Origin of the sequence: Lutibacter sp. B1, assembly GCF_012524075.1 — a bacterium.
Classification (GTDB): Bacteria; Bacteroidota; Bacteroidia; order Flavobacteriales; family Flavobacteriaceae; genus Lutibacter.
In genome coordinates, this window is the sequence record NZ_JAAZUI010000010.1 from 22,526 (window position 1) to 42,397 (window position 19,872).

Annotated in this window: 15 protein-coding genes; 10 read left to right on the plus strand and 5 right to left on the minus strand. The window is 29.0% G+C overall.

The window, feature by feature from the left end:
• The first annotated feature begins 82 nt into the window (after window positions 1-82).
• From HGB55_RS07435 to HGB55_RS07465, 7 genes are all read left to right on the plus strand, one after another.
• Window positions 83-1,411 carry a TolC family protein gene (locus HGB55_RS07435; protein ID WP_211047367.1) on the plus strand — a complete coding sequence of 443 codons (1,329 nt, stop codon included), beginning with the start codon at window positions 83-85 and terminating at the stop codon, window positions 1,409-1,411.
• Between the two features lie 26 nt (window positions 1,412-1,437).
• On the plus strand, window positions 1,438-2,505 hold the full coding sequence (locus HGB55_RS07440; RefSeq protein WP_168816156.1) for an HlyD family secretion protein: 1,068 nt from the start codon (window positions 1,438-1,440) through the stop codon (window positions 2,503-2,505).
• A gap of 8 nt (window positions 2,506-2,513) precedes the next feature.
• Window positions 2,514-4,121, plus strand: a complete 1,608-nt coding sequence (locus tag HGB55_RS07445; protein WP_168816157.1) for an MFS transporter — start codon at window positions 2,514-2,516, stop codon at window positions 4,119-4,121.
• A gap of 65 nt (window positions 4,122-4,186) precedes the next feature.
• Entirely contained in the window at window positions 4,187-5,119 is a 933-nt protein-coding gene (locus tag HGB55_RS07450) for a 1-aminocyclopropane-1-carboxylate deaminase/D-cysteine desulfhydrase (RefSeq protein WP_168816159.1), read from the plus strand.
• A 2-nt stretch (window positions 5,120-5,121) separates the two neighbouring features.
• On the plus strand, window positions 5,122-5,928 hold the full coding sequence (locus HGB55_RS07455) for a glucosaminidase domain-containing protein (protein WP_168816161.1): 807 nt from the start codon (window positions 5,122-5,124) through the stop codon (window positions 5,926-5,928).
• An 81-nt stretch (window positions 5,929-6,009) separates the two neighbouring features.
• Window positions 6,010-6,510 (plus strand): GNAT family N-acetyltransferase, encoded by a 501-nt coding sequence (locus HGB55_RS07460; RefSeq protein WP_168816163.1) that lies wholly within the window; start codon window positions 6,010-6,012, stop codon window positions 6,508-6,510.
• A gap of 244 nt (window positions 6,511-6,754) precedes the next feature.
• Entirely contained in the window at window positions 6,755-7,552 is a 798-nt protein-coding gene (locus HGB55_RS07465; protein ID WP_168816165.1) for a hypothetical protein, read from the plus strand.
• A gap of 110 nt (window positions 7,553-7,662) precedes the next feature.
• On the opposite strand, the gene HGB55_RS07470 is transcribed toward HGB55_RS07465, so the two are convergent.
• The gene (locus HGB55_RS07470; RefSeq protein WP_168816167.1) at window positions 7,663-8,133 is read right to left on the minus strand and encodes a hypothetical protein; all 471 of its coding nucleotides are present in this window, start codon (window positions 8,131-8,133) and stop codon (window positions 7,663-7,665) included.
• Between the two features lie 159 nt (window positions 8,134-8,292).
• On the opposite strand from HGB55_RS07470, the gene HGB55_RS07475 reads away from it, so the two are divergent.
• The 3 genes from HGB55_RS07475 to HGB55_RS07485 all read left to right on the plus strand — a co-directional run bounded on the left by HGB55_RS07475 (window position 8,293) and on the right by HGB55_RS07485 (window position 13,601).
• The gene (locus HGB55_RS07475) at window positions 8,293-10,233 is read left to right on the plus strand and encodes a YgiQ family radical SAM protein (RefSeq protein WP_168816169.1); all 1,941 of its coding nucleotides are present in this window, start codon (window positions 8,293-8,295) and stop codon (window positions 10,231-10,233) included.
• 76 nt (window positions 10,234-10,309) lie between these two features.
• The gene (locus tag HGB55_RS07480; RefSeq protein WP_168816171.1) at window positions 10,310-11,938 is read left to right on the plus strand and encodes a mechanosensitive ion channel family protein; all 1,629 of its coding nucleotides are present in this window, start codon (window positions 10,310-10,312) and stop codon (window positions 11,936-11,938) included.
• A gap of 7 nt (window positions 11,939-11,945) precedes the next feature.
• The gene (locus HGB55_RS07485) at window positions 11,946-13,601 is read left to right on the plus strand and encodes a Zn-dependent hydrolase (RefSeq protein ID WP_168816173.1); all 1,656 of its coding nucleotides are present in this window, start codon (window positions 11,946-11,948) and stop codon (window positions 13,599-13,601) included.
• A gap of 225 nt (window positions 13,602-13,826) precedes the next feature.
• Here HGB55_RS07485 and HGB55_RS07490 read toward each other — a convergent pair whose 3' ends face one another.
• From HGB55_RS07490 to HGB55_RS07505, 4 genes are all read right to left on the minus strand, one after another.
• On the minus strand, window positions 13,827-15,122 hold the full coding sequence (locus HGB55_RS07490) for a carboxypeptidase-like regulatory domain-containing protein (protein WP_168816175.1): 1,296 nt from the start codon (window positions 15,120-15,122) through the stop codon (window positions 13,827-13,829).
• A 120-nt stretch (window positions 15,123-15,242) separates the two neighbouring features.
• A complete protein-coding gene (locus HGB55_RS07495) occupies window positions 15,243-16,982 on the minus strand; it encodes a LytS/YhcK type 5TM receptor domain-containing protein (protein ID WP_168816177.1) in 1,740 nt (579 codons plus the stop codon).
• A 339-nt stretch (window positions 16,983-17,321) separates the two neighbouring features.
• A complete protein-coding gene (gene lysS, locus HGB55_RS07500) occupies window positions 17,322-19,019 on the minus strand; it encodes a lysine--tRNA ligase (protein ID WP_168816179.1) in 1,698 nt (565 codons plus the stop codon).
• 242 nt (window positions 19,020-19,261) lie between these two features.
• On the minus strand, window positions 19,262-19,774 hold the full coding sequence (locus HGB55_RS07505) for a DUF456 domain-containing protein (RefSeq protein WP_168816181.1): 513 nt from the start codon (window positions 19,772-19,774) through the stop codon (window positions 19,262-19,264).
• Between the last annotated feature and the right edge of the window lie 98 nt (window positions 19,775-19,872).

A 19,872-nucleotide genomic window follows, 5' to 3' on the forward strand; every position in this document is an offset into this window, starting at 1 on the left:
CACATCTTTTTAAGCAAATTAACTATTTTAAGCACCTATAAGGCTACATACATTTGCACCTTGTTTAAATTAAAGGTAAAAAATGAGGTATAGTATTCATAAAACATCTTATATAGCAGTCTTATTATTTCTGGTATTTACAAGTGTTACTTTTTCACAGGAAAATGTAACAAGTAAATTAACATTAGAAGAAGTTATTCAATTAGCATTAAAAAATAACCAAGCATTAAAAGTTTCAGATAAATATATAAGTATTGCACAACAACAAACTGAAATAAACAAACTACAGCAATTACCAAATATTTCATCTTCTGTAAATGCTTCATACATAGGTGATGTATTAATTTTAGATAAAGATTTTTCAAATTCAACTACTGTTGATATGCCACATTTTGGTAATACATTTTCTGTTCAGGCAAGTCAAGTTATTTTTAAAGGAAATGCTGTAAATAATGCTATTAAAATAGGTTTTTTACAAGAAGAGTTGGCTAAACTTGATTATAGAGATGACGAATTAAGTATCCGTCTTTTGGTAACAGCAACATATTTAGATTTATTCAAATTATATAATCAAAAAACGGTTTATAATCAAAATATTGTATTAGCACAAGAACGGTTAAAAAACATAAATAATTTTTATAATCAAGGAATGGTTACCAGAAATGAAGTAATTAGAGGCGAACTTCAATTAACCAATTTAAAACAAGCAGTAGAAACAATTAGTAATAATATTTCTATTTTAAATAAGCAACTAGCTACTGCTATTGGATTGTCTGATGCTACAATTATTTTACCGGATGAATCATTATTAGAAGAAAAGCCAATTGTACAGGATTTTGATTTTTATAGTGGAGAGGGTTTCGCAAACAATCCTAAAATTAAAACAACTCAAGTACAAACAGAATTGGTTAAAAAAACTGCTAAAATTACTAAATCTGAAATGTTACCGGCTTTTGTTGCTTTTGGAGGTTATAATATGCAACGTCCCATTACAAGTACTTCACCAGCTTTAGATATGTATAGCAATAGTTGGCAAGTAGGTGTTGGATTGTCTTTTGATATAGAATCATTATATAAAACACCTAAAAAATTAAAATTAAACAATTTGCAGTTAGATCAAATGAAAGAAATAGAACTATTGCAAAAACAAAACTTAGATGTAGAAATAAAAGCAGCTTATTTAAAATATCAAGATGCTGTATCACAGAGCAATACTTTTGTAGAGAGTAAACGTTTGGCAGAAGAGAATTACTATATCATAGAAAAAAAGTACTTGAATCAATTGGCTTTAGCAGTAGATATGTTAGATGCCAGTAATGCAAAATTAGATGCAGAACTTAATTATACCAATTCAGAAATAAATATTTTATATACATATTACAACTTATTAAGAACAATAGGTAAGCTGTAGGTTTAAAACTTTAATTATTAATAACAATGTCAGAAAAACAAAAACAGCATTCTAAAAAAGCAAAAAAAAATAAAAGACTTGTTTTTTTTACAAATCTATTCGTATTTGTAGTGGCTTTAATAGCTTTAATTTGGGCGATAAAATTCTATTTTCATATAGGTGATAGAAATTTTACGAATGATGCTCAAATAGAGGCCTATATAAATCCCGTAAATACAAGAGTTTCAGCTTATATTAAGGAAATCAAATTTGAAGAACACCAAGAAGTAAAAAAAGGCGATACTTTAATACTATTGGATGATAGTGAGCTTAAAACACAACTTATGCAAGCTGAAGCAGCATATTTAAATGCTGTAGCTGCTGAAAAAACCACAAGATCTTCTATAAATACAATTGCTAACAATTCTAATGTTATTGAAGCAAACATAGTAGGCGCAAAATCAAATTTATGGAATGCAGAACAGAATCTTAAACGTTATAAAAATTTATTGCAGGATGAAGCTGTTACCCAACAACAATACGATGCTATAAAAACACAGTATGATGCAGCTAAAGCACAGTATAAATCATTACAAGGGCAACTAAAATCGGTTGACTATTCAATCCAAGAAATGGGAGGGAGAGTTGATATGAGTAAAGCAACTGTTAAACAAGCCGAAGCAGCATTGGAAATGACTAAACTTAACCTTTCTTATACAGTTATTACGGCACCATATAACGGAATTATGGGACGACGATTAGTTAACGTTGGGCAATTACTACAACCAAGTCAGCAAGTAGCAACTATAGTTGAAGATAATAAAAAATGGGTAGTAGCCAATTTTAGAGAAACTCAAATGAGAAAAATTAAAATAGGTGAAAAAATAAATGTTAAGGTTGATGCGCTTGATGGAAAAAAATATGAAGGAATTGTTACAGCTATATCTGCAGCAACAGGATCAAAATACTCATCAGTTCCTGTTGATAATTCTACCGGTAATTTTGTAAAAGTACAACAACGTATTCCTGTTAGAATAGAATTTACAGAAGCTAATACACCGGAAAGTATAGATATGCTAAGAGTAGGAATGAATGTGAATATTACTTTAAAATAAAACAGCAAGTGTATAATAAAGGGTTGTTTCATGATTGGGTTCCAAAACCTGTAATGTTACTTTTACTTATTGTATTTCTATTTCCAATATTATTTGTAAGTGGAATATACGCTAGTAACAGTAGTCAAATGATAAGTGATTTGGGCATTTTACCTGAACACATATCAATGGCTAGGTATGCAATGTATATTGGAATGGGAGTAATACTTCCTTTAATGGGAAGGATAAAAACGTATTTGAGATCTAAAGAGATGATGATTACTTGTTTATCTATGCTTGCGTTACTTTCAATTGTTTGTGCAACAACAAGTAGCCCTTATGTACTTATTTTCTCTTCATTTTTTATAGGAATTTTTAAATTATTAGCTCTTTTAGATGTTGTAATGATAGTGATGGTTATTATCAGTCCATCAGGAGAAAGAGGAATGTTTTATTCTATTTTTTATCCTTTAAGTATAAGTTCAGGTCAAATATCTACATTTATTACCGCAAAAATAGCGTATAATCTTCAATGGCAATCAGTTTATATAATAATGGCAATTATATTACTTGTTTTAGTTTTACTTGCTGTAATTTTTATGCATAATTTACGATTTTCAAAAAAGGTTCCGCTCTATTATTTTGATTGGTTCAGTATGTTGCTATATGTGGTATCTCTAATGTTTTTAAATTATATTTTTTCATTTTCAAAACAACAGGATTGGTTCCATTCTTTTAATATTAAAATTTCTTTAATAGCATTTTTCTTTTTTATAATCTGGTTTTTTTACAGGCAATCAAAATTAAAAAGACCTTATATTTCATTAGGTATATTTACAAAGAAAAGTTATTTGCAAGGGTTTTCTTTACTTATGTTTTTAGGGTTATTTCTTTCTTCAGGAACTATACAAAGTACTTATACATCAGGTGTTTTAGGATATGATTCTGTAACCAATAGTTTGTTGAATGTTGCTATGGTTATTGGAGTTGTAATGGCAGGATTTATTAGTTTTTATGGCTTTAAAAGAAATCTGTCTATGAAATATTTCATTATGTTCGGTTTTGCTTCATTTACGCTGTATGCCATTTATATGTACTTTGTTGTTACAACAGTAATAGATTTTGAATATCTGATTATTCCAATGATTTTGAAAGGTTTGGGAATGACAGTTTTGTATATTGGAATTTGGTATTATTCATACAAAGATTTAGGCATGAGTGATTTTTTACCCGGAGCCACCTTTTTAATAGTGATAAGGTCGTTTTTAGGTGTAGGATTTTTTAGCGCAATAGTTGCCTGGTTTTACTACAAACTTCAGTTAGTTAGTTTAAGTGATTTATCTGTAGGAATGGATACCGTAAATTTAGCACCTCAAGGAGGAGGAATGGCAGTTTACAAAAGAGTGAAAATACAGTCTATTATAGCAGCAACAAAAATAATGTACGGTTATTACATAATTGGAGGTATTGTTGTTTTAACCTATCTTACAATTTTGCGTTTTAATGCGCTTCATTATCGCAGATTGATTTTAATTAAAAAAATTATTAATAGAGAATCTATTAAAGGCTATAGGTTTAGAAAAGTGAAAACTAAAAAAGAAGAAATTATTATAGATAGTGTTGGGGCAGCAATGTAATATTTTTAAACTTGCATAGTACTTCTTGTTTTATTAGTTATTTTTGCTGAAAAGCATCCGTTTAAATGTTTGGTTTATCAGAAGAAACTAAAAATCAGCAAGTATTTTTTTCAGAAATAGAAAATAAAGAAATTTCACTTTTTATGAAAAGAGAAGATGAAATACATCCATTTATTTCAGGAAATAAATATCGAAAATTAAAATACAATATAGAGGAAGCTCTTAAGCAAAAGCAAACTACCTTACTTACGTTTGGAGGCGCATATTCAAATCATATTGCAGCAACAGCTTATGCAGGTTTTGAAAATAATTTTAAAACTATTGGTGTAATACGTGGTGATGAATTAGCCAATAATTTAGATGAAGTTTTACAAACCAATCCTACGTTAAAGTTTGCGCACGAGCATAATATGGATTTTCATTTTGTTACCAGAAGCGCTTATCGAGAAAAAACAACATCAAAATTTATTGCTTCATTAAAAGAAAAATTCGGAGATTTTTATTTGGTTCCTGAAGGAGGTACAAACACATTTGCCATAAAAGGCTGTGAAGAAATTTTAACTGAAAATGATGAAAAGTTTGACGTTATTTGTGGTGCAATTGGTACGGGCGGAACTATTTCAGGAATTATAAATTCAATAAAAAAGCATCAAACAGTAATTGGTTTTCCTGCTTTAAAAGGTGATTTTTTGCAACATGAAATAAAAAAATATGTACTAAAAAATAATAATTGGAGTTTAAATACTAACTATCATTTTGGAGGCTACGCAAAAATTTCAGAAGAATTAATTACTTTTATCAATAAATTTAAAAGTGAAACAAACATACCTTTAGATCCTGTTTATACAGGAAAAATGATGTTTGGAATTGTAGATTTAATTAAAAAAAATACCTTTAAAAAAGGAACCAAAATTTTAGCAATCCATACAGGAGGTTTACAAGGAATTGAAGGAATGAATACATTTTTAAAAAAGAAAAAATTACCATTAATAGATTAATAATGAAGTTGAAATATATTTTAATTGGCTTAATTGCCATTGCTTTACTAAATAGTTGCAAATCAAAAAAAAGAGCTGCCGAAAAAAATAATAAAACTAAAAAAGAAGTAATTTTAAAACAAGACGAAAGTAAAGTTGATGAAATAATTTCAAAGCAATCAACAAAATCGAGTTTCGAAATTTCTACAGTAGCGTATATTAATAAATATAAAGATATTGCTATGGAAGAAATGAAAAAATATAAAATTCCGGCCAGTATTACGTTGGCACAAGGAATTTTGGAATCAAGGAGTGGGAATAGTGAATTAACGCTAAAATCTAATAATCATTTTGGTATAAAATGCCATACCGGATGGAGTGGGAAAAAAGTATATCATGATGATGATAGTAGCGGAGAGTGTTTCAGAAAATATAAAGATCCAAGAACTTCTTTTGAAGATCATTCATTATTTTTAGTTGAAAGAAAACGGTATTCAAAATTATTCAGATTGAAACCAGGAGATTATGAAGCTTGGGCACAAGGTTTAAGTGAAGCAGGTTATGCAACCGACAGACGTTATCCTGCAAAATTGATTGGATTAATTGAAAAATATGATCTTCATAAATTTGATACTCAAGTTTTAGGAAAACCTTTTGAGAGGGAGATTGTTAAAAAAGGAACTGATAATTCTACAAAGCATATAGTTGTTAAAGGTGATACATTGTATTCTATTTCAAAAAAATACGGATTAACTGTAGATGAACTTAAACGGTTGAACGGACTTACCTCTAATAATATTGATATTGGACAAACACTGATTTTAAAGTAGATTGAAATAAAATTTATATCAATAAACACCAAATAACAGCTTTTTAAGCGTTGTTGGTTGCAAGTTAAAAAACTACTAATTATGGAATTTAAATTGCGAAAATGGAATCTAAACGATATTGATAGCTTAGTAAAGTATGCTAATAATAAAAAAATTGCAGCAAACTTAACTGACCAATTTCCACATCCATATACTAGAGAAAATGGAAAAGCTTTTATTCAAAAGGCAACTAAAAACAATCCTACAAGTATTTTTGCAATAGAAATTAATGGAGAGGCTTGTGGAGGAATTGGATTACATCTTCAAACTGATATTCATAAAAAAAATGCAGAACTTGGGTATTGGTTAGCTGAACCCTATTGGGGAAAAGGAATAATGAGTAAAGCTGTAAGACAAATAATAGATTATGGGTTTAAAAATTTTGCAATAGAAAGAATATTTGCTCGTCCTTTTGGAACAAATATTGGCTCTCGGAAAGTTTTAGAAAAAGCAGGATTTGTTCTAGAAGGAAAATTTGAGAAAACCCTATATAAAGGAGGAAAATACTTAGATGAATTAATTTATGCAATTAGAAAAAGTTGATAAAAACTTGCAACCTACAATGTATAACCAAAATTGCTTAATTCAATAATATTGACATTGGATAAACACTGATTTTAAAGTAGGTTGAAATAAAATTCATATCAATAAACACCAAATAACAACTTTTTAAGCGTTGTTATGATAATAATCATGATAACAGCAATATGTATTTTTTATTTTTGAATTTAATCGAATGGTTATAAATACGAATAGACGTATTTATAAAATTCACAAATAAAGAAGTATGAAAAATTATCAATATAAAAAAGTAAAAAATGCTATAACTTTTTTAGGTAAGTATGTTCTGATTTTTTTATTTTTTGGTTCTTTACTTTTCAGTTGTCAAAAAACTAAAACACCTGATTCCAAAACTTGGCATCAAAAATATGATTTTATTTATGATATAAATCCTATTACCTTTCATTATGATCATGGTGTATTAGCAGAAAGTTATCCTGAAAATAAAGAAACTACAGAAGTAAGCTTTAATGATGTTTCTAAGTACTTAGGACATGTTTGTTTATGTGGAGCAGGAGGTTATAAAATTTCTGAAATTGCAGTAAACTTATTGTCAAAAGGCAAAGATACTCTTGAAAGAGGAGATTTTATATTAATTAGCAGTAAAGATCATACTGTAGGAGATGTGGTTTCGTATGTTTTAGGTTGTAGCAGAAGAAATGACTTTGAAAATAACCAGTATTATATCAATTCAAAAATAGAAGCACCAAGAAGGGAATATCATTATTTTATTGGGTATCCTCATCAAAAAAAAGCAGTTCATATTATTTATCGCAAACATTTACTTGTTGGAAATGAACTTATGGATAGTTTGTGGAAAATTGAGTTGGCTTATGAAGAAAATCCTACTTCAGTTAATTCAGATGATTTAGAATTTTATCAAAAAGAGATGTTTACTATGGTAAATGATGTTCTTTTTGAGAAAAAAGAAGGGCTTTTTGAGGCAGAATTAATTAATTATGATGAATTTCAAGCTGTTTTAAAAGAATTAAAACAAGAAAAAGAAATTATGGTTAAAGGTTAAACTGTTTAAAATTATATTACTGCAAATAAAAAAGGAAGACTAACAAAATAAAAACGCTGCTTTAAGCAGCGTTTTTTCCAAACAAACAATTCAATTAACCTATTTAAACTTTATAATTTATTTTTGTAAGTTCTATTACCATAAGGGCAATTAGGGTTGTTATAATTTCTAAAATTTCTTCTTAAATTATCATTATTGGGTTGACATATTAATTCCCATTTTTCAAATTGTTCTTTTGTAAGAATATTTTTCATCGCTTTTTTTACTTCTAATTGTCTTTCAAGTCTTGTGTTACTGTAAGCAAAACGCTCATCAGAGGTCAACGTTCCGTTTTGTCTTTTTTCACGGTATTCTTTAACAAATTTATCACGTTCTTCTGCTTGTTTTATTTTTAAATTGTAAATTTCTTTTTGCTGTTTATCAGTTAAGTCTAATTGTAAAACCAAACGTTTAGTTTGTAATTCTGCAATTTGCTCTGGAGTGTAATTATCACTGTTTCTGAATCGTTGATTTCTTCCTTGTGAATAAATTACAGAAGAAAATAATACTGTTGCTACTAAAAAGATTGCTATTTTTTTCATGATTTAATGATTTATTTTTTATACACCTTTGACATTTTAAATGAAAAATGGTTTAACCTTAAGTGAAATATTTTTACATTTTAACATACTTTTAATGAAGATTATACAGTTTTCAGCTAAAAAATTGGAATTGATTAATTTAATGTACTTTTGCAAAATATGAGAATGAATAAACTTTCAGATTGGTTACCTACTACTAATAAAGAGGTAAAGCTACGCGGATGGGATGAACTAGATGTTATCCTGTTTAGCGGCGATGCTTATGTAGATCATCCAGCATTTGGACCGGCGGTAATTGGTAGAATTTTAGAAAGTTACGGATTAAGGGTTGCTATTGTTCCGCAGCCTAGCGTACATGATAATTTACAAGATTTTACAAAACTTGGAACACCAAAATTATTTTTTGGTGTAACAGGAGGTTGTATGGATCCAATGGTGAGTAATTATACGGCTAGTAAAAGAAGACGAGATAATGATGCATATACACCAAATGGAGATAAAGGATTTAGACCCGATTATGCCACAACAGTTTATTCAACTATTTTAAAAGATAAATTTCCTGATGTTCCTGTTTTAATAGGAGGAATTGAAGCTTCGCTTCGTAGAGTTACACATTACGATTATTGGAGCGATACATTAAAGCCAACCATTTTAAAAGACTCAAAAGCTGATTTATTGGTTTATGGAATGGGTGAGCAACCTTTACGTGAAATTGTAACCCTTTTACAAAAAGGAATTCCTTTTTCGAGTATAAGAACGGTTAAACAAACTGCTTTTTTATTGCATAAAGATGAAAAAGTTCCAAAAAATAAAAACTGGAAAGACGTTACTATTAATTCTCATGAAGTATGCTTAAAAGATAAAAAAGCATACGCATCAAATTTTAAAATAATTGAACAAGAGTCTAATAAATTATATGCCGACAGAATTTTTCAGGAAGTGGGTAATTCTACTTTGGTAATTAATCCACCGTATGAAACAATGATTGAAACTGAAATTGATGCGTCTTTCGATTTACCATACACACGTTTACCACACCCAAAATATAACAAGCGCGGACCAATACCTGCGTTTGAAATGATTAAATTTTCAATTAATATTCATAGAGGTTGTTTTGGAGGATGTAGTTTCTGTACCATATCTGCACATCAGGGTAAATTTATAGCAAGTAGGAGCCAGGAATCTATTTTAAAAGAAGTTGACAAGGTGGCAAACATGCCTGACTTTAAAGGGTATTTATCGGATATTGGTGGACCTTCGGCAAATATGTATAAAATGAAAGGAAAGGTTCAAGAAATTTGTGATAAATGTGTTTCTCCTTCATGTATTTCACCGGTGATTTGCCATAATTTAGATACTTCACATAAACCATTAACGGAACTTTATAAGGCTGTAGATAGGCATCCAAAAGTTAAAAAATCGTTTATTGGAAGTGGAATTAGACACGACATGCTAGTGCCTGAATTCAATAAAAAAGCTGATCCGAAAGAATTAGATGATTATACTGAAGAAGTGATGACCAACCACGTTTCAGGAAGATTAAAGGTTGCTCCGGAACATACTTCTGATAATGTATTAAAGTTAATGCGTAAGCCATCTTTCACCTATTTTCATAAATTTAAAGAGCGATTTGATAAAATAAACATTCGTAAAAAATTAAACTTACAATTAATTCCGTATTTTATTTCAAGTCACCCGGCGTGTGAATTGGAAGACATGGCAAATTTAGCTGCCGAAACAAAAGATATGGGTTTTCAATTAGAGCAAGTTCAAGGTTTTACACCAACTCCAATGACAGTCGCTACGGTTATTTACTACAGTGGTTACCATCCGTACACTTTAAAACCAATGAAATCTCCAAAAACTAAAATTGAGAGAGATGAGCAACATAGATTTTTCTTTTGGTATAAAAAGGAAAATCAACAATGGATTAAAAATACATTATCAAAAGTTGGTAGAACCGATTTGCTTGAAAAATTAATTCCTTCAACTAATTCTTGGAGAAAAAATAAAGGTGAAAAAGCTAAAGATACATTTAATGACACAGTAATTTTCACTTCAAGAAAGAAAAAGCGATTCAACAAAACCAAAAAAAGATAATAATTACATTTAACTTGCTATGCTAACTAATAATTAAAATCTTAAATTTGAAAATTAGTTAAACAATATATTAAGAATGAAAAAAATACTCTTATTTTTTATATTAATTTCTTCTTCAATTTTTGCTCAAAATAATGTAAAAGTTGATTTAAGTAATCCAAATTCAACAATTTACACTCATTTATATTTTTTACAACCAGAGTCGTATGATCCTGCTAAGGCAGCAAAAACCATTTATGGTTATTCTGGAAAAGAAGCAGAAGAAATAGCCATTAAGTTGAAGAAAATTTTAGATGGAAAAGGACTTAAAGTAGATTTTACCAAAGTTCCTTCCGATGCAATGTATGCAGATTCAACAGGAATTACAAGTTATACAGAAACGTATAGTTTAGGTAAAAAATACAGATATGTATTGTTTCCTTATAGAATGCCTGAAATTTATGTGGAAAGAGTTGGTAATAATTGGTATTATTCTTCGGAAACAACAAGCAAAGTTAATGATTTATACAAAAAAGTATTTCCTTGGTATACCGAAAAACTACAGCAAATTATTCCTGAATTGGGACATAAAAAAGTATTTAAAATAGAGTTGTGGCAATTTATAGGAATATTAATTATTATAGTAATTTGTATAGGCCTTTTCTATATTTTAAAAAAGGGTGTTTTTTATATTTTACGCAAAACTTTAAACAGTATAACGCATAATAAGTTAAACAAAGCAATAGATATATCATTAAAAAAACTTACACGCCCAATAGTACTTTTGTTATTAATTTGGTTTGTAAAAACAGTTTTGCCTTCATTAATGTTAGACCTAAATGTGAATAGCCTGTTATTTTTAGGATTAAACATTATGGTTACTGTTTTTTGGATTTATGTTTTCTTAAAATTGGTAAATGTTGGAATGGATATTTACACACAATTTGCAGAAAGCACTCACAATAAGTTAGATGATCAATTAGCACCAATTCTAAATAATTTTTTTAAAGGAGTTGTAGTATTTCTAGGAATACTAAAACTATTAACTCTTTTCGGAGTAGAGCCTGTTACTGTTTTTGCAGGAGCTTCAATTGGAGGTATTGCCATAGCCTTAGCTTCTCAAGATACCGTTAAAAACTTTATTGGAACTGTAATGATTTTTGTTGATAAACCATTCCATATTGGTGATTGGATTGAAGCGGGCGAAGTTGTAGGTACAGTTGAAACTGTTGGTTTTAGATCTACAACTGTTCGTGCGGCCGATACTTCAGTTTATCAAATACCTAACAGTGCTTTATCTGAAATGGTAGTAAACAATAAAGGATTACGTGCTTACAGAAGGTATTCAACTAATTTGGGAGTACGTTATGATACACCTCCTGAACTTATAGATGCTTTTGTGAAAGGAATTAGAAAAATAATTGAATTGCATCCTGAAACCAGAAAAGATGCTTATAATGTTGAGTTTATAGGTTTTGGAGATTCAGCATTGCTAATTATGTTAAATGTTTATTTTACTCAATTAGATTGGAATATTGAACAGGCTTCAAAACATAGTTTACACATGGCTGTATTACAATTGGCAGCTGATTTAGGTGTAGAATTCGCTTTCCCTTCAACAACAGTTATGATAGAACAATTTCCGGATAAAAAGAGTTTAGCTACTGTTTATGATATTGATGACAAAAGAATACAACAAATAATAGATAATATTAATAAAAAATAAAACAATAATGAAAAAAATACTGGCACTTATGGTTTTAGCGGTTTTGTTTTCTTGTAAAAATAATAATGAAGCACGTAAACCAACAAAACAAGTTACTGTTGAAGAAAATACAAGTGATATGCAAAAAAAACTAAATAAATACGTTTCGTTTAAATTAACTTCAGATGTAAGTGTTTTAACAGAAAATGAGCAAAAAATGTTGCCAATTTTAATTAAAGCTGCAGCTAAAATGAATGATTTGTTTTGGTATGAGGCTTATGGTGATAAAAGTGAATTATTAAATTCAATTACCGATGTGGATGCTAAAAAGTTTGTTGAAATTAATTATGGACCTTGGGACAGATTGGACGGTAATGCCTCTTTTGTTGAAGGAATAGGGGAGAAACCTGCCGGAGCAAATTATTACCCAACTGATATGACCAAAGAAGAGTTTGAAGATTTTAATGATGAAAATAAGTCAAGTTTATACACTTTTTTAAGAAGAAATGATGAAGGAGAATTATTCACTATACCATATCACAAACAATTTGAAGCTGAAGTAAAAGAAGTTTCAAGCTTATTGTTAGAAGCTTCTAAATTAGCTGAAGATGAAGGCTTAAAAAAATATTTAGAATTACGTTCACAAGCGTTTTTGGATGATAATTACCAACCAAGTGATTTAGCTTGGATGGACATGAAAACAAATACTATTGATGTTGTAATTGGCCCAATTGAAACTTACGAAGACCAACTTTTTGGAAATAAAGCTTCACATGAAGGTTATGTTTTAATAAAAGATCAGGAATGGAGTAAAAAACTGGCTCACTTTACACAATTTTTGCCTGAATTACAAAAGAGACTTCCTGTAGAAGATGCTTACAAACAAGAAACTCCGGGTACCGACTCTGATTTAAATGCGTATGATGTTGTTTATTATGCAGGCGATTGCAATGCCGGTAGTAAAACAATTGCCATTAATTTACCAAATGATGAAGAGGTTCAATTACAAAAAGGAACTAGAAGATTACAATTAAAAAATGCAATGCGAGCTAAATTTGATAAAATTTTAGTGCCTATTGCAGAGCAATTAATTGATAAAAGCCAAAGAAAACACATTACGTTTGATGCTTTTTTTGCAAACACAATGTTTCATGAAGTTGCTCATGGTTTGGGAATAAAAAATACCATAAATAATAAAGGAACGGTTAGAACTTCGTTAAAAGAATTAGCTTCAGCATTAGAAGAAGGAAAAGCTGATATTCTAGGATTGTATATGGTACAGCAATTGCATAAAAAAGGTGAAATTGACGGAGATATGAAAGATTATATGACCACTTTTATGGCCGGAATTTTCCGTTCCGTACGTTTTGGAGCATCAAGTGCTCACGGAAAAGCAAATATGATTCGTTTTAATTTCTTTAAAGAAAAAGAAGCTTTTACTAAAAATGAAGATGGTACTTATAAAGTAAATTATGATAAAATGGAAGAAGCTATGAAAGAACTTTCTAACTTAATTTTAACTTTACAAGGCAATGGAGATTATGATGGTGTTGCAAAATTAGTTGAAGAAAAAGGTAAAATACCGAAAGATTTACAATCTGATTTAGATAAATTGGCAGAAGCTAATATTCCTGTTGATGTTATTTTTGAACAAGGTGTACAAATTTTAGGATTAGAGAAATAAAAAAAAGATATTATTATTTCGTCGTGGATACTGAGCGGAGCCGAAGGATAGGTAGGGATTTATATTGAAGATGAAAACTAAAAAAAAGGCTGTATAAAAAGTGTATTTTCAGTCAACCTGAACTTGTTTCAGGTTCTCATAATAATTAAAAATCAGCATATTGAGATTCTGAAATAAATTCAGAATGACGATGTTTAATACTTTTTTAGACAGCCTTTTTTATTATTAAATCTTTTTCAGTTGTTTTTGAATTTTCTTTATGGCCGATTCAATAGGTTTTTCGGGTTCAATTACATTGTATTCACCCCAAAATTCAGGATCAGAAAAGCCTTCAGCTTCATCACTTAAAATTATAGAAGATTTTAACCGTTCTTTTGGTTTTATAAAAGATTTAGTAGTGTTCTTTTCCCAGTTGGTTATAGCCATTTCACTTGTAGAATAGTAAACGGAATTAAACCAACGTTTATCCCAATTAATTTTAAAACCGAGTTCAATTCTGCTATAACCATAATACCATTTTCCGTCTTTTGTTCTGTAATCTACCTGATAGAAAGTTTCTATAGGCCATACTTCAGCTTGTCTGGGCTTTTTTAGTATAAAAATTTTACTGGCTTTCACTCTATCTTCAATGTTTAGTTTAAATTTTGCACTTGTTAATGCTAAAGATTTGGCATCAATGTATAATTTGCCATAGTAAAGAGGTTCAGTAATTTCTGGTTTTGGTTTAAAATTAACTACGTAAATAGGCCTGTTATCAATTTTAGTAGAGGTGTCAAATGTAAAAATATAATCATTCATTAAATCGGAATCTAAAAAATCCGGTTCATTTTTTATTAAATCCAAATGCAACATACTAAAAGGACCACCTCTAAGCTTTAAAGCTATAGTGTCTAATTTATTATAGTCGGTACTTTTACGTGCTTTATACAATTTTAAAAAATCATTTTTGCCGCTTATATAAGGTTGTTTATTTATTTCAACAACAGCTTCAGCAAGCGAAACATACGTTCTTCTTTTTTTTATTGTTTCTCTATAAAAAGCAGTCATATCTGTAGGAAAATCTAAATAATTTTTCCCTTTTCGTTTTAAAACTTCAGTAATTAATAATTTAGCATCTTTTATATTAATATTAACTTCAGATAATTCTTCAATGTAGGTTTCAAGTTTTATAATGTTTTTGTTTTTTGTTAAATCTAACAAGCTAATAACTTTGCTTGTATATCCTAAAAAAGATACTGTTACTCTGTTGTTAGCATATTTTTTAGGAACCTTCAATAAAAATTCACCTTGTGTATTTGTAACAGTACTAATATTAGTTCCGTTAATAGTTAATGAAGCAAATATTAATGGTTTTTTTGATTTACTGTCTAATACAGAACCTTTATATCTATTAAATTTAAGAGTGTCATTTAGTATTTTATTAGAAGCGTAGTTATGGTTTTGAAACCCAATAAAAAAAATAAGCAAAAGGACTGATGTTGCCAGAGGTTTTTTACATATAGATGTTAGTTGTTTTATCATGGCTCACAAATTTAAGTTAAATTTGACTATACAATTTAGTGACTTTAAGTGAATTAAAAAAATAAATAGGAAATCTAAATGCAGTTCTTTTTTTCTAAAATTAAATTTGAATAAACTAATTTAAGAACTTATTTTCTTTTTTTTATTTTTTAAGTTAACAGTAAAGTAAAATATTGATCCTTCATTATATTCACTTTCAAACCAAATTTTACCACCTAATATTTCTACAAATTCTTTTGAAATAGAGAGTCCTAAACCTGTTCCTTCATAATTTCTGGTTAAAGATTCACTACCTTGTCTAAATCTTTCAAAAATAACGTCTTTTTGTTCTTGAGGAATTCCTGCACCAGTGTCTTTTACATAAAACTTAAGAAATTGCCCTTCTTTTTGATATCCAAATTCTATAGAACCTTTATTGGTAAATTTGATAGCGTTTTCAAGAAGCTTTGTAAGTACAATTTTGATTTTTGCATAATCCGTTAAAAAGATGGCTTGATTTGAAGGTAAGGAATTTTTAAAGTTAAAAATAATTCCTTTTTCTTCAATTTCCGGTTTAAAAAGTATGTATATATTTTCTATTTGTTCGTTTAAATTTTTTTCAGTAGTATTTATCTCTATTGTCCCTGATTCTATTTTTGAAATGATAATAACATCATTAATTGTATTGAGCATTCGTTTACCGCTATTTTCAATTACATTAATAAATTTAAGACGTTTATCTTCTGTTAGATCTGGTGTTTTTAATAAGTCGGAAAAGCCAAGAATAGCATTCATAGGAGTTCTAATTTCATGACTGATGTTTGCAAGAAAAGCAGATTTTAAACGGTTATTTTCATCAGCAATCTCTTTAGCTTTTTGTAACTCGATATTTTTTTCTTTCAACTTTTTCTCGTGTTTCTTAATCTGGGTAATATTTACACCAATGCTCGCAATTCCTAATATTTCTCTAGAGTTGGAATGCAGTGTTATATTATACCAAGAAATATATAATGGTTTACCTCTCTTTGTCAGTATTTTATTTTCATAATTTGTTGATACACTTTTAGTAAGAATGCCATTTGTAAATATTTTTTCTTTTAAATGCTTCGGTACAAATAAATCTAACCAATTTTTTTCTAGTATTTCTTCTTGTGAATATTCTGTGATTTCTAATAAATAATTATTGCAAAAATTTATACTTCCATCATTATTGAAAATGATAGATACGATATTTCCACTTTCTAAAATTTGTGTAAATCTTCGTTCAGATTCTTTTAACTTTAATTGAGCTAATGAATTTTGAAAGTTTGTATATTGCCTTAGCATTAAAATACCAAGAAGCATTGTTGCCGGAATATAAATGAATATAATTGGGATTACTATAATCTTATAAGTTTGAGTAATTTTCTCTGGAGGCATTAGTATTGTGCATGATAACATAGTAAGATGTACTATAAATCCCATTGCTAATAATTCAAGATAATAATTATTAGTTTTCCAATTTGGTCTTAACTTTCTCCATAATAATCCAATAAAGCCTGATGTAATAATAACAGCCAAACCCATCCACATACCATCTCCACCCATAATTATTCTTATTATGCTAGCTGTTAGCATTGCAATTAATGTAGGGATTGGACCAAAAAACAATCCGGAGATACAAAGCATAACCGATCTGGTATCAAAGGTTATACCAGGTAACAATGTCCAAGGTGTAAACATTAAAATAGTAACAATACCACTTAAAATAAAACCCGTCAAAATTTTGGAAGAAAGACTTTTTGTGTTTTCATTTTTAATCCAGAAATTTTGATAAAATAGCGAAGAACTTAATAATATAGCAACGTTTTGTAATAATCCTATTATAATAGCTTGATTCATTCTTGTTTGTTTAAAAGTGGGGAAATAAACAATGTAACCAAACGTTTTTTATAAAAGGTTCGTATATCATTGTTTCAAATATCACATTAATATTTTACAAATATTTTCAACTTATCATATATATGTTTTTTATAAAAAATTCAAATTATTGTAAAAATAAAAAAATTTAAAACATGTATTAAATAAATTTGTTAAGCATTTTTTTGAAGGCTATATGAGAGAATGAATAAGTATTTTAATTTGTGGTTATTCTATATACTAAAAAAAGAAAAAGGAATTACACATTTAATGTAATTCCTTTTTAAACTCTTTATAACAAGTTAAGAATGAACGATGTTTTTAATTTACTAGCTCAACAAACAAACCTTCGTCAGTATTATTTACTTTTGCAATACTGTGTTTAGTTAAACCTTTTATAGTTTTATCCCATTTTTTATTACTTAAACCAGATTGAGTTTTTAAGTCGTTTAACAGCATAGGAGAGCTACCTTTAAGTAAGTTGAAAACAGCTTTTTCATCTTCACTTAATTCAACAACTTTTTTCTCCGGTCTCATTTGTGGGAAGAATAAAACTTCTTGTATAGAGCTATTGTTGGTCATAAACATAACTAAACGGTCAATACCAATTCCAATTCCGGAAGTTGGTGGCATACCATATTCTAAAGCACGCAAAAAGTCTTGGTCAATAAACATAGCTTCATCATCACCTTTTTCTGAAAGTTTTAATTGATCTTCAAAACGTTCACGTTGGTCTATAGGATCATTCAATTCAGAGTATGCGTTAGCTAATTCCTTACCATTTACCATTAATTCAAAACGTTCAGTTAAAGCAGGATTAGTGCGGTGTTCTTTGGTTAACGGACTCATTTCTTTTGGGTAGTCTGTAATAAATGTTGGCTGAATGTAATGGTGTTCACATTTTTCGCCAAATAATTCATCTATTAATTTACCAATTCCCATAGTATCATCTACTTCTATATCTAATTTTTTACAAACTTCTTTAAGCTCATCTTCATTCATTCCTGCAACATCATAACCGGTATGTATTTTAATAGCTTCTAAAATTGGAACTCTTGGGTACGGAGCTTTAAAACTAACGTTATTTTTGCCTATTTTAACTTCAGTTGTTCCATTAGAATCCAAAGCAACTTTTTCCAATAATTCTTCCGTCATATTCATCATCCAATTATAGTCTTTATATGCAACATACAATTCCATAACTGTGAATTCAGGGTTGTGAGTTCTATCCATTCCTTCATTTCTAAAGTCTTTAGAGAATTCATAAACTGCATCAAAACCTCCAACAATTAATCGTTTTAAATATAACTCGTTTGCAATACGCAAATACAAAGGCATATCTAAAGTGTTGTGATGTGTAATAAAAGGACGCGCAGTTGCACCACCGGGTATTGGTTGTAAAATTGGTGTTTCAACTTCCAGATATCCTTTTTTATTAAAAAATTCACGTATTGAGTTGGTTATTTTTGTACGTTTTATAAAAGTATCTTTTACATTGTCATTTACAATTAAGTCTACATAGCGTTGGCGGTATCGTTGTTCAGCATCAGAAAAAGCATCGTGAACTTTACCATCGGCATCCGTTTTAACAACAGGTAGAGGACGCAAACTTTTAGAAAGTACTGTTAACTCTTTAACATTTACAGATTCTTCACCAACTTTAGTTTTAAAAACTTCGCCTTTAATACCAATAATATCTCCCATATCCAATAATTTTTTGAATACGGTATTGTACATTGTTCCTTCAGTATCTGTAGAAATTTCATCACGATTGATGTAGATTTGCATTCTTCCACTTGAATCTTTTAATTCAGCAAAAGAAGCTTTTCCCATAATTCTTCGGCTCATCATTCTACCTGCAATTACAACTTCTTTACCTTCAAACTTATCAAAATTTGAAACTATTTCATTAACTGTGGCAGTAGTTTTAAATTCATTTGCAGGATAGGGGTTTATACCTAATTCACGTAATTTTAGTAGAGATTCCCTTCTAATTATTTCAAGTGGTGTTAATTGCATTATGCGATTTTTTTTAAATACGTTAATTTAATAATTCGCAAAGATACAATCAATTCAGAAAAATAGGTAATTTAGAAAGAAAAAGTATTATGAATTTGTATTCAAATAAAAATTCATATATTTGCCTATCGCATTATGTGCGATTTAGTTGTGTTGTTAGAACGTTTAATTACGTTCAGGTTTTTAAAACCAATGGAAAGCTTCCCGAAAACCGGGACGCTTTTTTTATTTTAACTCTTTTTTTATTGCCCTATATTGAAAAAAGCATCTTTATATTCCCAAAAAATTGAAATATAAAAACCTGTAAATATTACTGCTGTAATAAATTTTAAAAAGGTTGAAGTTAAAAACCCTATAAATGAACCAAATGCAGCTTTAAGTGCTTTGGCTGAATCTTTACTGTCTTTTATCAATTCACCAACAAAAGCTCCTGCAAAAGGACCTATAATTATGCCAAAAGGTCCTAAAAATAGTATACCTATAAGTAAACCGATCATGGTGCCAATTACACCATATTTACTTCCTCCAAATTTTTTAGTTCCCAAAGCCGGGATAAAATAATCTATTACCCAAATAATAATGGCTACACCTAAAGTAATACCTAAAAATGTCCAATTGAGTGGTACTATTTTGGTTAAATGTAAAATAAGTAAGCCAATCCAACTGGTAAAAGGTCCTGGAAGTATAGGTAAAAATGAACCAATAATACCCAGCAACGCAAATAAAAATCCTATAATTAATAAAAAAATATCCATACGCTAATTTAAGTTTTAAATTTATCATATACTCAATGTTTAGCAATTATCGTGCAAATTTTTTAACTAAAAAATTAGTTTAAACTAAATATTTAGTT

Excerpts from the sequence above, each read along its gene's own strand:
- HGB55_RS07480 (WP_168816171.1), top strand. The coding sequence starts at position 10,310 with ATGAAAAAAATACTCTTATTTTTTATATTAATTTCTTCTTCAATTTTT.
- HGB55_RS07455 (WP_168816161.1), top strand. The coding sequence starts at position 5,122 with ATGAAGTTGAAATATATTTTAATTGGCTTAATTGCCATTGCTTTACTA.
- HGB55_RS07460 (WP_168816163.1), top strand. The coding sequence starts at position 6,010 with ATGGAATTTAAATTGCGAAAATGGAATCTAAACGATATTGATAGCTTA.
- HGB55_RS07490 (WP_168816175.1), bottom strand. The coding sequence starts at position 15,122 with ATGATAAAACAACTAACATCTATATGTAAAAAACCTCTGGCAACATCA.
- HGB55_RS07470 (WP_168816167.1), bottom strand. The coding sequence starts at position 8,133 with ATGAAAAAAATAGCAATCTTTTTAGTAGCAACAGTATTATTTTCTTCT.
- HGB55_RS07465 (WP_168816165.1), top strand. The coding sequence starts at position 6,755 with ATGAAAAATTATCAATATAAAAAAGTAAAAAATGCTATAACTTTTTTA.
- HGB55_RS07450 (WP_168816159.1), top strand. The coding sequence starts at position 4,187 with ATGTTTGGTTTATCAGAAGAAACTAAAAATCAGCAAGTATTTTTTTCA.
- HGB55_RS07485 (WP_168816173.1), top strand. The coding sequence starts at position 11,946 with ATGAAAAAAATACTGGCACTTATGGTTTTAGCGGTTTTGTTTTCTTGT.
- HGB55_RS07495 (WP_168816177.1), bottom strand. The coding sequence starts at position 16,982 with ATGAATCAAGCTATTATAATAGGATTATTACAAAACGTTGCTATATTA.
- HGB55_RS07505 (WP_168816181.1), bottom strand. The coding sequence starts at position 19,774 with ATGGATATTTTTTTATTAATTATAGGATTTTTATTTGCGTTGCTGGGT.
- HGB55_RS07435 (WP_211047367.1), top strand. The coding sequence starts at position 83 with ATGAGGTATAGTATTCATAAAACATCTTATATAGCAGTCTTATTATTT.
- HGB55_RS07475 (WP_168816169.1), top strand. The coding sequence starts at position 8,293 with ATGAGAATGAATAAACTTTCAGATTGGTTACCTACTACTAATAAAGAG.
- lysS (WP_168816179.1), bottom strand. The coding sequence starts at position 19,019 with ATGCAATTAACACCACTTGAAATAATTAGAAGGGAATCTCTACTAAAA.
- HGB55_RS07440 (WP_168816156.1), top strand. The coding sequence starts at position 1,438 with ATGTCAGAAAAACAAAAACAGCATTCTAAAAAAGCAAAAAAAAATAAA.